Genomic DNA, 13,691 nt, shown 5'->3' with positions numbered 1-13,691 from the left:
GCATCCGTGGACGCCACCGGAGACTTCCGCGCCGTGCTCGAGGCGCGGGCCGCCGCCGCGCCCGACGCGCCGTTCCTGTGCTCGCCCGAGTCCGGCGCGGTGCTCTCCTACGGCGGGCTCGGGGCGAAGGCGGACGCGCTCGCCGCGCGGCTCGACGAGCTCGGTGCGCCCGAAGGCGCGCGCGTCGCTTTCATGCTGCCCAACGGAATCGCGGCGACCGCGGTGTTCGTCGGCACGATGGCGGCGGGCCGCATCGTCGTGCCGGTCAACCTGCTCGCGCAGGACGCGCACCTCGACCACACGCTCGCGCACTCGGAGCCGTCGGTGGTGTTCGCGTCGGAGGAGCACGCCGCGCGCGTGCGCGAGTCGCTGGCCCGCATCGGGTCGTCGCCGGTCCTCGTCGTCGTGGTGGCGGATCGGCTCGACCTGCCGGAATCGCCGCCTCCGGCGCTCGCGAGCCGCGATCCGGCGCGACCGTCGATGCTGATGTACACGTCGGGGACGACCGGCCTCCCCAAGGGCGTGCTGCTGTCCCACGCGAACATGCTGCACGCCGGCCGCACCGTGGCGCGCCACCACGGCCTGCGCGCCCGCGACCGCGTGCTGTCGTCGCTGCCGCTCTACCACATCAACGGGCAGTGCATCTCGACGACCGGCACGCTGTGCTCGGGCGGCAGCATCGTGATGCCGCACCGGTTCTCGGTGTCCCGCTGGTGGCCGATGGTCGCGCAGTGGCGGCCGACCTGGCTCAACCTGGTGCCGACGATCGTCGCCTACCTGCTCAACGCGCCGGACCCGGCGCCCGCCGAGCGCGATGCGATGCGCCGGGTGCGATTCGCCCGCTCGGCCTCGGCGCCGCTGCCGCCCGGGCAGCAGCTGGCGTTCGAGGAGCGTTTCGGCATCCCGATCGTCGAGGCGATGGGCCTCACCGAGTGCGCGTCGGTCGCGTTCTGCAATCCGATGGCGCTGCACGAGCGCCGCGTCGGCAGCCCCGGCCGCCCGCTGGGGATCGAGGCGCGCGTGGTGGACCGAGAGGGGCGCCCGCAGCCGGACGGCGAGCGCGGCGAGATCCAGCTGCGCGGTCCGGGCGTGATGCTGGGCTACTACCGGGCGCCGGAGCTGACGGCGTCGGCGGTGTCCGCCGACGGCTGGCTCTCGACCGGCGACCTCGGTTACCGCGACCCGGACGACTTCTACTACATCACGGGACGCCTCAAGGAGCTCATCATCAAGGGCGGCGAGAACATCGCTCCGCGCGAGATCGACGAGGCGCTGCTCAAGCATCCGGCGGTGCTCGAGGCGGCGGCGGTCGGCGTGCCCGACCGCGACTACGGCCAGGAGATCCTCGCGTGCATCGTCGTCAAGCCCGGGCGGACGCTCACGCGCGACGAGGTGGATCAACACTGCCGGCGCGAGCTCGGGCGCTACAAGGCGCCGCGCTACGTGCGCTTCGTCGACGCGCTGCCCAAGGGGCCGTCCGGCAAGGTGCAACGGATGAAGCTCGCCGAGGGCTTCGCACCCTGACCGTTGCGGCGCGCCGCGCGGCGGCGGGCGGTCACCGTGCTTGCGGTTCGCCCGGCGTCGCCGCGAGCGAGCCCGGGTAGAGTCGGTCGAGCGTCTCGCGCGCCGCACCGGCGAGCCATTCGGCGAGCTCGCCGGCGATGCGCTCGCTGTCGCAGGCGGGCTCCCGCGCCGCCCAGATCGCGTCGAGCGCGGCGCGGCGCTCGCCGACCACCTCGGCGACGAGCGGCGGCCAGAACGGCGGGTACTCGGTCTCGGTCCAGTCGCCGCGCCCCCGGCCGTAGTGCGCGACGGCGAGGTAGCGCAGCAGCGCCGACGCGGCGAGGCCCGACAGGAACGCGTCGTCCCAACGGAGCGACGTTCCCGACTTGCCTCGCGCGAGGTTCACCCCCCGCGCGATGCCGACGCCGCCCAGCGCGCCCAGCACGGCGCCTGCGAGCATGCCCGCGCCGAACGTGAGCCCGCCCGCGGCGAGATCCGCCGCGAGGCCCGTGAGCGCCCCGGACACGACGCCGCCCATCATCGCGGCCTTCCCTTCGTCGACCGGCGCATCGACCGACACGCCCGCGGCGAGGCGCGCGAGCACCTCGCCCTTCGCGCGGCCGTCCAGGCCATGGAGCGCGATCAGCCGGTCGGTGCCTGCGCGCAGCGACTCGTCGAGTCGCGCCGCCAACGCCTGCGACGCGCGGGCCTTCGCGTTCTCGGCGTCGTCGCGGCCGATCCCGAGGCTTCGGCCCAGGCCGCGCAGCGCGCCGCCGAGGCCCGCGTCGGGCAGCGGCTCGCGGTCGCAGGCCGCCTGGGCGATCGGCTCCGCGAGCGCGGCCATCGCCCGCTCGAACTGCGCGAGGCGCCGGGCCTGCCACGCGTCGGCGAGCCGCCGGAACGGCGCGCGACGCTCCGCCGGCAGCGCGTCGCCGACGAGGTCGAACAACGCGATCTCCTGCACCCAGCACCGCGCGAACGCGTCGAGCGTCGTCACGGCGCGGATCATCGGGCGCGCGGGTGTTCGCCCCGAGGCCTGCTGCGCGAGCTTCTCCCTAGCGGGCGCCACGCCTTCGGGACGGCCCGTCAGACGCGGCCCCAGCGCCTCGCGCCAGCGCGCTTCCTCGGCGGCTTCCTCGTCGCGGGGACGCGGTCGGCCGGTCTGGTTGAGCAGCACGATCACCGGCTTGCCGATCCACTCGAGCACGGCCATCTCGGGCGCGAGGTAGCCCGCGTCCTGGGGCGCCTCGGACGCGTTGACGAGGTAGAGCACGACGTCGGCCTGCTCGCGGACGTTGCGCACCGCCATCTGCGAGAGCCAGAACGCGCGGTCGCGGAAGCGGTCCCACACCTGCGTCAGGAACCAGCCGACCGGGTTCCCCTGCTGCGCGAGCCGGCGCGCGAGCCGCGCGCTGTCGCCGAAGCCCGGCGTGTCCCAGAGCACCAGCGCGTCGCCCTCCGGCGTGTCGACGAGCGGGTAGGCGGTGGCCTCCTGCGTCACGTGCTGCGCGTCGCGCACCTCGCCGACGTCGCGCCCCACGAGCGTGCGCGCGAGCGTCGTCTTGCCGGCGTTCGTATGCGAGATCAGCGACAGCGCGATCGCGGCGGCGCTTCCCATGCTCCGGGTCACGTCGACCGATCGCCGATCGCGGCGTCGAGCGCGGCGTCCGTGGCGGCGAGGTCGGGATTCGCGAGGTCGACGAACACGACGGCCACGCCGGCTTCGCCGCACAGCTGGCGCCAGGCGCCCCGCCGCTCCTCGATGCGCGCGGGCTCGCCCGCGAAGCGCGCCGCCCACGCTCCCTCGTCGACGATCGCGAACAGCGCGTCCGCCTCGCTTCGCCGCTTGGCGAGCTCCGCGAGGAACGCGCCGTGGGCCTCGCGCTCCGGCGTCGCTGCGGCGCTGAACAGCGCGACCAGGGTGTTGCCCGCCGCGCCCTCGATGGCGGCGGCGAGCGCCTCGTCCTCGCCGTACGCGAGCGGCGCCGAGACCAGCAGCGCGGCGCTCCCCCCGAACGAGCGCGCGACGATCGCCTCGAGCCCCGCGGCGGCCGGGGCCGGGACCGCGTAGCTGTACGGGATCACCCGCACGCGCGCCGCGCCGCCGCGGTAGCCGCGCAGCAGGCGCTGGAAGTAGGGCTCGTCGAGCCGCAGCGGGAAGCGCGAGGCGCGATGGCGCTCGACGAGCCCGGCGGCGAGCGCGAGCAGCAGACGCGGCAGGATCGCGACGGCCGCCACGGTCGCGGCCATCAGGTGCAGCCAGCGCGCGGCGTTCTCCCCCGCCGGGGCGCGGATCGCCGCGACGTCCTCGACCGACGGCACCGGGATCCCCGTCAACGCCGCCCCCGGCCAATAGGTCCACGAGGCGATCGACCGCACGGCCGCCGCATCGAGGAACGTGCTCTCCCAGCTCGCGCGGTACTCGAGGGCGAGCCCGCGCAGGTAGAGGCCCGCGAGCACGCCGGCGGCGAGCGCCGCGGCGGCGAAGTGCAGGATGCGCGACGCCCGCATCGCGTACAGCGGCGTCGCGCGGCGTGCCCAGTCCTCGCCGAACGCGACGACCGCGTCGTTCACGCCCGCGCTCCCGCGCGGGCGACCGAGGCCGCCGGCGAAGCGCACGATGCCGGCGCGCAGCGGACCCGGCGGCGCCGGCTCGCCGAAGCGGACGACGTAGCCCACGGCGATGGCGACGTAGACCGCGACGTTCCAGACGAGCAGGCCGAGCACCGGCGGGGCGAGGATGTCGACCCGTTGCGCGCCCCCCAGCTGGTCGAGAAACGCGCCGAGGGCGAACGCGAGTCCGACGACCGCGGTGCCGACCCACGGCCGCCACTCTAGCGACCGCAGCGCGCGGGGCAGCGCGGCACCGCGGCCGGCGATCCGCTCGATCGCCAGCGCCGCGCGGCGCGCGAGGAACGCGTCGGGACTCGCGTCGGCGCCCACGGTCTCCGCCGCTGCCCGGCTCGCCCACGCGCGGTCGGCGTCGGTCCAGTGCTTGCGGGCGGCGTCGACGGTCTCGACCGCCCGCACCGCGACGACCTTCATGGCGGCGGATTCGTCCATGGCGCCGCCGATTCTACGCGGCGGGGAGCCCGCCGTGCCCGGATCGGGGCCGGCGTACGGGTCGCCCGCGGCCGGTGCCGGCGCCGCCTGCCTCAGGGCCGCGGCGCGCGATGCAGGGCGGACATGCCGGCAACACGGCGAGGGCTCGCGGGGCGGACCGATGCCGACGACGAGACGTTACGGTGGCGCAAGTGCCTGATCGGAAAGGAGCCGCCGATCCGCCGCCCGGTGCCCGCTGTCATGGCCGGTCACCGCGACGTCACGGTCCTGTCACACGGACCCCCTAGCATTCACGCATCGGCAATCCCTTTGAGGAGCAACCCATGCGATTCAAGCCCCAGATCCTCGCCGTCGCGCTCGCGGCGGCCGTATCCGCGCCCGTCTTCGGCCAGGGCACCCTCGTCAAGATCGACGGATCGTCGACCGTCTATCCGGTCACGGAAGCGGTAGCCGAGGAGTTCCAGAAGGCCGAGAAGAACGCGATCAAGGTCACGGTCGGCATTTCCGGCACCGGCGGCGGCTTCAAGAAGTTCTGTCGCGGCGAGATCGACGTCAGCGGCGCTTCGCGCCCGATCCTCAAGTCGGAAATGGAGCAGTGCGCGAAGGCAGGCATCACCTACTACGAGCTTCCGGTGGCCTTCGACGCGCTGACCGTCGTCGTCAATCCGCAGAACAAGTTCCTCGACAAGGGCATCACGGTCGAGCAGCTGAAGAGGATCTGGGAGCCTGGCGCCCAAGGCAAGGTCACCCGGTGGAACCAGGTCGATCCGTCGTGGCCCGACGCGCCGATCAAGCTGTTCGGCGCGGGCGCCGACTCGGGCACGTTCGACTACTTCACCGAGGCGATCGTCGGGAAGGCGAAGTCCTCGCGCGGCGACTACACGGCGTCCGAGGACGACAACGTCCTGGTGCAGGGCGTCCAGCGCGACGTCAACGCGATCGGCTACTTCGGCTTCGCCTACTACGCGGAGAACCAGGGCAAGCTCAAGGCGGTCCCGATTGTCGAGAAGGCCGGCAGGCCGGCCGTGTCGCCGTCGATGAGCTCGGTGATCGACGGGAGCTACCAGCCGCTCGCGCGCCCGATCTTCATCTACGTCAACGCGAAGTCGCTCGAGCGTCCCGAAGTGAAGAAGTTCGTCGACTACTACCTGACCCACGGCGCGAAGCTCGCGAAGGAGGTCAAGTACGTGCCGCTGCCCGACAAGGCGTACACGCTCAACAGGGAGCACCTCGCCAAGGGCAAGAAGGGGACGGTGTTCGGCGGCGTGGCGGAGGTGGGCGTCAGGATCGACGACCTGCTCGCCCGCGAGGCGAAGCTCTGACCGGCTCGCGGGCGGCGCGGTCCGGCCTCCGCGCCGGTGTCGCGATGGGGACCCGTATAATGGATTCGTCGACAACGCTGCGCGCGCCCGCCGGGGCGTCGTTCACCACCGTGGTCAGCGAGCGCCTCGCGAGGAAGTTCACGCGCAACCTCAAGGAACGCGCGATCGAGGCGGTGCTGCTCCTGGCCGCGCTCGTCTCGGTCGGCACGACGCTCGGGATCGTGTACATCCTCGTGAAGGAGAGCGTCGTCTTCTTCGCGGCCGTGCCGGTCTGGCAGTTCCTCACCGACACGCAGTGGACACCCCTCTTCGACGACGCCCACTTCGGGATCATGGTGCTCCTCTCGGGCACCATCACGAGCTCGCTCGTCGCGCTCGGCGTGGCGATCCCGCTGGGCACGACGATCGCCGTCTACCTGTCCGAATTCGCTTCGCCGAGGGCGCGCGAGATCGCCAAGCCGATTCTGGAGTTGCTCGCCGGGGTCCCGACGATCGTCTACGGCTACTTCGCGCTCCTGTTCGTCACGCCGCTGCTGCAGGCGCTGATCCCGTCGGTGCCGGGCTTCAACCTGCTCTCGGCCGGCATCGTGATGGGCATCATGATCGTTCCCACGGTCGCGTCGATCTCGGAGGACGCGATGCGCGCGGTGCCGATGTCGCTGCGCGAGGGCTCGTTCGCGATGGGCGCGACCCGTCTGCAGACCGCGGTCAACGTCGTCGTCCCGGCGGCGCTCTCGGGCATCGCCGCCGCGTACATCCTCGGCATCTCGCGGGCGGTGGGCGAGACGATGATCCTCGCGGTCGCCGCGGGCATGCAGCCGAACCTGACGTTCAACCCGACGGAGCCGGCGGCGACCATCACCGCCTACATCGTCCAGGTCGCGCTGGGCGACCTGCCGCACGGCAGCGTGGGCTACCAGACGATCTTCGCCGCGGGACTGACGCTGATGCTGCTCACGCTGTTCTTCAACCTGATCGGGTTCTGGATGCGCAGGCGGTTCCGGGAGGCCTACTGACATGGCGGGCAACGCATCCGGGTCGACGCCCCCGGCCGCGCCGGCCGTCAGAGGGGCGACCGGGGACATCCGCAGGCTCATCGCCAGGGCGAAGCGCTGGGACGTGATCTTCATCGTCCTCGGCGTCCTCGCGCTCGGCGTCGGTTTCCTCACGTTCCTCGCCCTGTTCGTCGACATGCTGGTCGACGGCTGGGAGCGTCTGCGGCCCGAGTTCTTCACGCAGTTCCCGTCGAGGCGCGCGGGACAGGCCGGCATCCTGTCCGCGTGGGTCGGCACGACGCTGGTGATGATCGTCACGGCGGCGGTCGCGGTGCCGCTCGGCGTGGCGTCGGGCATCTACCTCGAGGAGTACGCGCCCAGGAACTGGGTCACCGACGTGATCGAGATCAACATCACGAACCTCGCCGGCGTCCCGTCGATCGTCTACGGCCTGCTGGCGCTCGGCCTGTTCGTCTACGCGTTCGGACTGGGACAGAGCGTCCAGACGGCGGGCCTCACGCTCGCCCTGCTGATCCTTCCCATCGTCATCGTCTCGACGCGAGAGGCGATCCGCGCGATCCCGGCGATGATCCGCGAGGGCGCGTACGCGGTCGGCGCGACCCGCTGGCAGACGGTGAGGGACCACATCGTCCCGTACTCGATGCCGGGCATCCTGACCGGCGTGATCATCGGCCTGTCCCGCGCGATCGGCGAAACCGCGCCGATCATCACGATCGGGGCATTGACGTTCATCGCGTTCCTGCCACCCGCGCCGCTGACCGCCGACTTCCCGTTCCTCTCGTTCGAGTGGCTGCGCGCGCCGTTCACGGTGATGCCGATCCAGATGTTCAACTGGACCTCGCGCCCGGACGAGGCGTTCCACGCCAACGCGGCGGCGGCCGGCGCGATCCTCGTCTTCATGACGCTGACGATGAACGGGCTCGCGATCTGGCTGCGCTACCGGTTGCGCAAGAACATCAAATGGTGACCCCGATGGAACCCCGCACGCAGCCCCGATCCCGCGCGACGATGCTCGGTGCCGCGTCCTCCCCCGGGGCCGCGCCCGCGCTCGCCGCGGAGCCCCTGCCGCCGCTCAAGGCCGAGACGCGCGGGCTGCACTTCCACTACGCGAAGTTCCATGCGCTCAAGGGCATCGACATGCCCGTCTACGAGAACAAGGTGACGGCGCTGATCGGTCCTTCGGGCTGCGGCAAGTCGACGCTGCTCCGCTGCTTCAACCGGATGCACGACCTCTACCCCGGCAACCGCTACGAGGGCCAGATCGTCCTGCACCCGGACAACACGAACCTGCTCGCGGACGACGTCGACCCCATCGAGGTCCGGATGCGCGTCTCGATGGTGTTCCAGAAGCCCAACCCGTTCCCGAAGTCGATCTACGAGAACGTCGCGTACGGCCTGCGGGTCCGCGGCGTCAAGGGCAAGAACGCGCTCGACGAGAAGGTCGAGGAGTCGCTCAAGGGCGCGGCGCTGTGGGACGAGGTCAAGCACCGGCTGAACGAGGTCGGCTCGAACCTGTCGGGCGGGCAGCAGCAGCGCCTCTGCATCGCCCGGGCGCTCGCCACGGACCCCGAGATCATGTTGTTCGACGAGCCGACCTCCGCGCTCGACCCGATCGCCACGGCGAGCATCGAGGAGCTCGTCACCGAGCTCAAGAAGAAGGTCACGATCCTGATCGTCACCCACAACATGCAGCAGGCGGCGCGCGTCTCGGACTACACTGCGTACATGTACCTCGGCGAGCTGGTCGAGTTCGGGCAGACCGATCACCTCTTCTTCAAGCCGAAGAAGAAGGAGACGGAGGACTACATCACCGGGCGCTTCGGCTGACGCCGGGCGCGCCGACGGAGACAGGCTGATGAGCGACCACACGTCCAAGCAGTTCGACGCCGAGATGGAGGCGCTGCGCAGCGGCGTGCTCTCGATGGGCGGCCTCGTCGAGAAGCAGCTCGCGCGCGCGATCGAGGCGCTCGGCGAGGACGAGGACCCAAGCCTGATCGACGCCGTAGGCGCGGACGAGCGGGTGATCAACCAGGCCCAGGTCAGCATCGACCAGCTCTGCGCGCAGATCATCGCGCGGCGGCAGCCGACCGCGGTCGACTTGAGGATGGTCCTCACGGTCAGCAAGATCGTGAACGACCTCGAGCGCATCGGCGACGAGGTGAAGAAGGTCGCCTACAAGGCCGCGACGATCCGCGGCAGCGAGCGCCTGGCGCGCACGCGCTACTTCGACGTCGCGCGCATGGCGACCGCCGCGCAAGGCATGCTGCACAAGGCGCTCGACGCGTTCGCGCGGCTGGACGTGAGCGCGGCCGCCGAGGTGGTCGACGAGGACGACGCCATCGACCACGCCTTCAACGCGATCATGCGCCAGCTCATCAGCTTCATGATGGAGGATCCGCGCACGATCTCGAGCGCGCTCGAGGCCGTGTTCATCGCGAAGTCGATCGAGCGCATCGGCGACCACGCGAAGAACGTCGCCGAGTCCGTGGTGCAGGTGGTGAAGGGCAAGGACGTCCGGCACGCGTCGGCGGATCAGATCCGCGCCGAGGTGGCGGGCGAATGATGCCCACGATCCTCGCCGTCGAGGACGAGCCGGCGATTCTCGAGCTGCTCAAGGTGAACCTGCACGACGCCGGCTACGAGGTTCGCACGGCGCCCGACGCCGAGACCGCTCAGCGGCAGCTCCGCGAATCGCTGCCGGACCTGCTGCTGCTCGACTGGATGCTGCCGGGCCAGTCCGGGCTCGCGCTCGCCAAGCAGCTGCGCGCGGACGCGAGGACGCGCGAGCTGCCGATCATCATGGTGACCGCCCGCACCGACGAGGCCGACCGGGTCGCGGGGCTCGAGTCGTGGGTCGACGACTACGTGACCAAGCCGTTCTCGCCTCGCGAGCTCAAGGCGCGGATCAAGTCCGTGCTGAGGCGGCGCGCGCCGGAGGCGGCGCAGGAGCCGCTCCAGGTTGGGGTGCTTGCGATGGATCCGGCGACGCACCGCGTCACGGCCGGCGGGACGCCGGTGGCGCTCGGTCCCACGGAGTTCCGGCTGCTGCGCTTCTTCCTCGCCCGGCCCGAACGCGTCCACTCGCGGGCGCAGATCCTCGACCACGTCTGGGGCGATCACGTCTACATCGAGGAGAGGACCGTGGACGTCCACATTCGCCGGCTGAGGCTCGCGCTCGAGCCGCACGGCCTGGGCTCGATCGTCGAGACCGTACGGGGGAGCGGCTACCGCCTCGCCGTTCCGCGATGATCGCCGCCGGGCCGTCCCAAGGCGGCGACCGACGGGCCGCCCCGAGGTCGCCGTGCCCCCTGGGGGGAGGCGAACGCCGTTCGCTTCGGGGGGATCCCGTCCGCCCTGTCCATCAGGAGGGGGTGTGCGAAGCTGCGAAGCAGGGAGCCTGGGGGAGGTCGTTTTTCGATGCCGCCGGGACGCGCCGAACGCGCGGCGCCCGCCGCGACGAGGCGAGCGATGTTCACGTCGCGGGGATCTCGTCGGCGAGAGAGCCATGGGAGGTTGCCGGGTGACGCACGCGTTCCGGAGCGGGCTCGTCGCGCCGGCCGGCGTCGCAGTCGCCACGCTGGTCGTCTGGGCGGTCGCCGGCCCCGTCTGGGCGCTCGCCGTCCTCGGGGCCGGCGCGCTCGCGATCATCGCCTTCCACCTCTGGAACATCGAGCGGGTGACCGAGTGGGCCCGGGGCCCGCTCGACGCGCTTCCGCCGGAAGGGCGCGGCCCCTGGGCGGAGGTCTGCTCGGCGATCTTCCGCAGGACGCGCCTGCGCACCGCCTACCAGCACGACCTCAAGCTGACGATCGACCGGTTCCGGAAGGCCGCGGAGGCCATTCCCGACGGGGTCATCGTGCTCGACGCCGCCGGGCGCATCGAATGGGCGAATCCCCGCGCCGAGGAGCAACTCGGCATCGACCTCGCGCGCGACCGGGGCCAGCCCGTCGTCAACCTGATCCGCCAGCCCGAGTTCCACCGCTACCTCGAGGCCGGCGACTACGGCGAGAGCGTGCTGGTCGAGTGGTCGCGGGGCGGCGCGCGCCGCGCGCTCGCGCTGCAGGCCGTCCCTTTCGAGATCGACGAGCGCCTGCTGCTGTCGCGCGACGTCACGCAGATCGAGGCGGTCGCGCGCATGCGGCGCGACTTCATCGCGAACGTTTCGCACGAGCTCAAGACGCCGCTCACGGTGATCGCCGGCTTCGTCGAGACGATGCAGGACCTGGACCTCGACGACCGCCAGCGCGCGCGCTACCTCGGCCTCATGCAGGAGCAGGCGCGCAACATGCAGCGGCTCGTCAACGACCTGCTCACGCTGTCGGCGCTCGAGAGCGAGAACAGCCCGGCCGGCGAAGAGCGCTTCGCGGTGCTGCCGCTGCTGCTCGAGGTGTCGGCCGACGCGAAGGCGCTGTCCGGCGGGCGCCACGCGGTCGAGCTCGACGTCGGGGTGCCCGCGACGATCACGGGCAGCCGCGACGAGCTGCGCAGCGCGTTCTCGAACCTCGTGTCGAATGCGATCCGCTACACGCCGTCCGGCGGCCGCGTCGCGCTCTCGTGGCGCGTCGAGGCGTCGGGCTGCGGCGTGTTCGCGGTGGCCGACACCGGCATCGGGATCGCGAACGAGCACCTGCCGCGCCTGACCGAGCGCTTCTACCGCGTCGATCGCTCGCGCTCGCGCGCGACCGGCGGCACGGGGCTCGGGCTCGCGATCGTCAAGCACGTGCTGCTGCGCCACCAGGCCGACCTCGGCATCGAGAGCGTGCCTGGCGAAGGCAGCGCGTTCTCGGTGCGGCTCCCCGCGAAGCGGGTGCGCCCCGAGCCCGTCGGCGACGCGGTCGGGTCCGACGCGGCGGCTACCAGTAGCGCAACGCCGCCCGGAACAGCGTCCTGAGCTCTTCGCGCCCGATGTCGACGGGCGCGTTCTTGATGACCCGGTACTGCGGCTCCGCGCCGGTGGCGAGCGCGTCGACGTGCGACTCGTCGAAGCCGAGCGCGGCGAGGCCGTTCGGCATGCCGGTCGCGCGCATCAGCGAGACGACGCGCGAGGCGAGCGCCTCGCCCGCGAATTCCGGCCCCGCGCCGCGCACGTCGGCGCCGAGGCACTGCGCGCAGTGCAGGTGCCGTTCGGGGCTCGCCGGCGCGGTGTGTCGCCAGACGGACGGGTTGTTGAGCACGACGGCCATGCCGTGCGGCACGAGCGACGCGCCTTCGGGGTAGCCCGGCACGTGCCAGTCCTTCGTGAGCCCCGACACCGCGTAGGAGAGCCCGTGCGGCAGGTGGCAGCCGGCGGCGTTGAACGCGATGCCCGCGAGCATCGCCGCATACATCATCTCGGTGCGCGCCTCGGTGTCGGACGCGTCGCGCACCGCGCGCTCGAGGAACGCGCCGACGAGCTTCAACGCCTCGGTCGCGAGCATGTCGGAGAAGGCGTTCGCGCCTTGCGACACCGGGCGCAGCACGCCCTTCGCCGGATTGAGCCTGCGCGGGAACGCGCGCGCGGTGATCGACTCGAGCGCGTGGCTCATGCAGTCGAAGCCCGTCGCGGCGACCGCGGCGCCCGGCAGCGATCGTGTCACGTCGGGGTCGACGAGGGCCACCGAGGGAATCAGCCGCCGCGAGATGATGCCGGTCTTCGCGTTGATCGAGCGCAACGTGAAGATCGCGATGCCGGTGGTCTCCGAGCCGGTGCCCGCCGTCGTCGGGCAGGCGATGTGCGGACGCACCGCGCCGGGTACGCGGCGTCCCTCGCCGATCGGCGCGTTCACGTAGGCCATGAATTCGGCCGGGTGCTCGGCGTAGAGGTTGGCCACCTTGCAGGTGTCCATCACCGAGCCGCCGCCGACCGACACGTACCCGTCGAAACGCCCGTCGGCCGCGAAACGCGCGGCGTCGCGGAACGAGGCGTCGTCGGGCTCGATCTTCACCGCGTCGTAGACCGCGACGTCGACGCCCGCCGCGGAGAGCGACGCGCGCACCTTCGCGACGTGCTCGCCTCCCGCGAGGCGCGCGTCGGTGTAGAGCGCGACCCGACGCATGCCGAGCTCGAGCGCGTTGTCGCCGGCCTCGGCGAGCACGCCGGACCCGAACGTGAACGTCGGCATTCCGACGGTGAATCCGCGATCGCCGCCCTCGACGAGCGCGAAGTCGGCATGGCAGCAACGCATCGGCCGGTCTCCCGATCCCTGGTGACGGCCCGATTATGCCGTGCGCCCCGCGGGCCGCACGCGCCCGCCGCGGGGGGACGCGCCTCGGCGGCGGCGAGTCGGGTGGCGAAGGGGGCGGACGACACTGGCGGCCGGACCCTCCGCCGGTCGAGTCGGCAACCCCTTGATTGCAAAGGAGACGCTGGCGCGGTGGCCGGCGGCGTCGCGAGTCCGGCGCGGTTTGACGGCCCCCGCGTCCGGCTGCTAGAATTTCGAGTTTCGCGGAGGGGTTCCCGAGCGGTCAAAGGGAGCAGACTGTAAATCTGCCGGCTCTGCCTTCGAAGGTTCGAATCCTTCCCCCTCCACCATTCAGGAGTCAGTTGTCAGTTGGCAGTTGGCAGTAAAGGCGCGGCGGGTCGGCGCCGATTGCCTGGGCTGCGGTGCGCAGTTACTGCCAACTGTCAACTGACAACTGTCAACTGAACCGCGGGTGTAGCTCAATGGCAGAGCAGAAGCCTTCCAAGCTTACGACGAGGGTTCGATTCCCTTCACCCGCTCCAGTCCGCGCAGGCGGGCGCGGAGCGGACCCGGCGAGGTGATGGTCGCCGGCGAAGGAGGATCCCGCCGCGGCGGCGAAGGCAGGA

Annotated in this window: 11 protein-coding genes and 2 tRNA genes; 10 read left to right on the top strand and 3 right to left on the bottom strand. The window is 71.8% G+C overall.

Annotation, left to right across the window (positions count from 1 at the left end; translation table 11 throughout):
* Window positions 1-6 precede the first annotated feature (6 nt).
* Window positions 7-1,524 carry an AMP-binding protein gene (locus HS109_15445; GenBank protein MBE7523757.1) on the top strand — a complete coding sequence of 506 codons (1,518 nt, stop codon included), beginning with the start codon at window positions 7-9 and terminating at the stop codon, window positions 1,522-1,524.
* Window positions 1,525-1,555: 31 nt separating this feature from the next.
* Here HS109_15445 and HS109_15440 read toward each other — a convergent pair whose 3' ends face one another.
* Together HS109_15440 and HS109_15435 are read right to left on the bottom strand one after the other, a co-directional pair.
* Window positions 1,556-3,121 (bottom strand): DUF3482 domain-containing protein, encoded by a 1,566-nt coding sequence (locus HS109_15440; protein MBE7523756.1) that lies wholly within the window; start codon window positions 3,119-3,121, stop codon window positions 1,556-1,558.
* A gap of 8 nt (window positions 3,122-3,129) precedes the next feature.
* Window positions 3,130-4,566 carry a DUF2868 domain-containing protein gene (locus HS109_15435; GenBank protein ID MBE7523755.1) on the bottom strand — a complete coding sequence of 479 codons (1,437 nt, stop codon included), beginning with the start codon at window positions 4,564-4,566 and terminating at the stop codon, window positions 3,130-3,132.
* 323 nt (window positions 4,567-4,889) lie between these two features.
* On the opposite strand from HS109_15435, the gene HS109_15430 reads away from it, so the two are divergent.
* From HS109_15430 to phoR, 7 genes are all read left to right on the top strand, one after another.
* A complete protein-coding gene (locus HS109_15430) occupies window positions 4,890-5,888 on the top strand; it encodes a PstS family phosphate ABC transporter substrate-binding protein (GenBank protein ID MBE7523754.1) in 999 nt (332 codons plus the stop codon).
* 59 nt (window positions 5,889-5,947) lie between these two features.
* Window positions 5,948-6,904, top strand: a complete 957-nt coding sequence (gene pstC / locus HS109_15425) for a phosphate ABC transporter permease subunit PstC (protein MBE7523753.1) — start codon at window positions 5,948-5,950, stop codon at window positions 6,902-6,904.
* A gap of 1 nt (window position 6,905) precedes the next feature.
* Window positions 6,906-7,871 carry a phosphate ABC transporter permease PstA gene (gene pstA / locus HS109_15420; GenBank protein ID MBE7523752.1) on the top strand — a complete coding sequence of 322 codons (966 nt, stop codon included), beginning with the start codon at window positions 6,906-6,908 and terminating at the stop codon, window positions 7,869-7,871.
* Between the two features lie 41 nt (window positions 7,872-7,912).
* Window positions 7,913-8,731, top strand: a complete 819-nt coding sequence (pstB, locus tag HS109_15415) for a phosphate ABC transporter ATP-binding protein (GenBank protein ID MBE7523751.1) — start codon at window positions 7,913-7,915, stop codon at window positions 8,729-8,731.
* A gap of 28 nt (window positions 8,732-8,759) precedes the next feature.
* Window positions 8,760-9,467 carry a phosphate signaling complex protein PhoU gene (phoU, locus tag HS109_15410; protein ID MBE7523750.1) on the top strand — a complete coding sequence of 236 codons (708 nt, stop codon included), beginning with the start codon at window positions 8,760-8,762 and terminating at the stop codon, window positions 9,465-9,467.
* Window positions 9,464-10,153: a phosphate regulon transcriptional regulator PhoB gene (gene phoB / locus HS109_15405; protein ID MBE7523749.1), complete on the top strand. Its 690-nt coding sequence runs from the start codon at window positions 9,464-9,466 to the stop codon at window positions 10,151-10,153. Before phoU ends, phoB begins: the two co-directional genes overlap by 4 nt.
* Before the next feature lie 256 nt (window positions 10,154-10,409).
* The gene (gene phoR / locus HS109_15400; protein MBE7523748.1) at window positions 10,410-11,795 is read left to right on the top strand and encodes a phosphate regulon sensor histidine kinase PhoR; all 1,386 of its coding nucleotides are present in this window, start codon (window positions 10,410-10,412) and stop codon (window positions 11,793-11,795) included.
* Here the strand turns inward: phoR and HS109_15395 are convergent.
* Window positions 11,758-13,068 carry an iron-containing alcohol dehydrogenase gene (locus HS109_15395; GenBank protein ID MBE7523747.1) on the bottom strand — a complete coding sequence of 437 codons (1,311 nt, stop codon included), beginning with the start codon at window positions 13,066-13,068 and terminating at the stop codon, window positions 11,758-11,760. The genes phoR and HS109_15395 overlap by 38 nt on opposite strands.
* 262 nt (window positions 13,069-13,330) lie before the next feature.
* On the opposite strand from HS109_15395, the gene HS109_15390 reads away from it, so the two are divergent.
* Both HS109_15390 and HS109_15385 read left to right on the top strand, forming a co-directional pair.
* Window positions 13,331-13,415: transfer RNA gene (locus tag HS109_15390), tRNA-Tyr, on the top strand.
* Window positions 13,416-13,533: 118 nt separating this feature from the next.
* A tRNA-Gly gene (locus HS109_15385) sits at window positions 13,534-13,607 on the top strand.
* Window positions 13,608-13,691: the final 84 nt, after the last annotated feature.

The organism is Burkholderiales bacterium (assembly GCA_015075645.1).
In the GTDB taxonomy this organism is placed as follows: domain Bacteria; phylum Pseudomonadota; class Gammaproteobacteria; order Burkholderiales; family Casimicrobiaceae; genus VBCG01.
The sequence above is the reverse complement of the archived record's forward strand: the minus strand, read 5'-3'. Positions and strand labels throughout refer to the sequence as shown.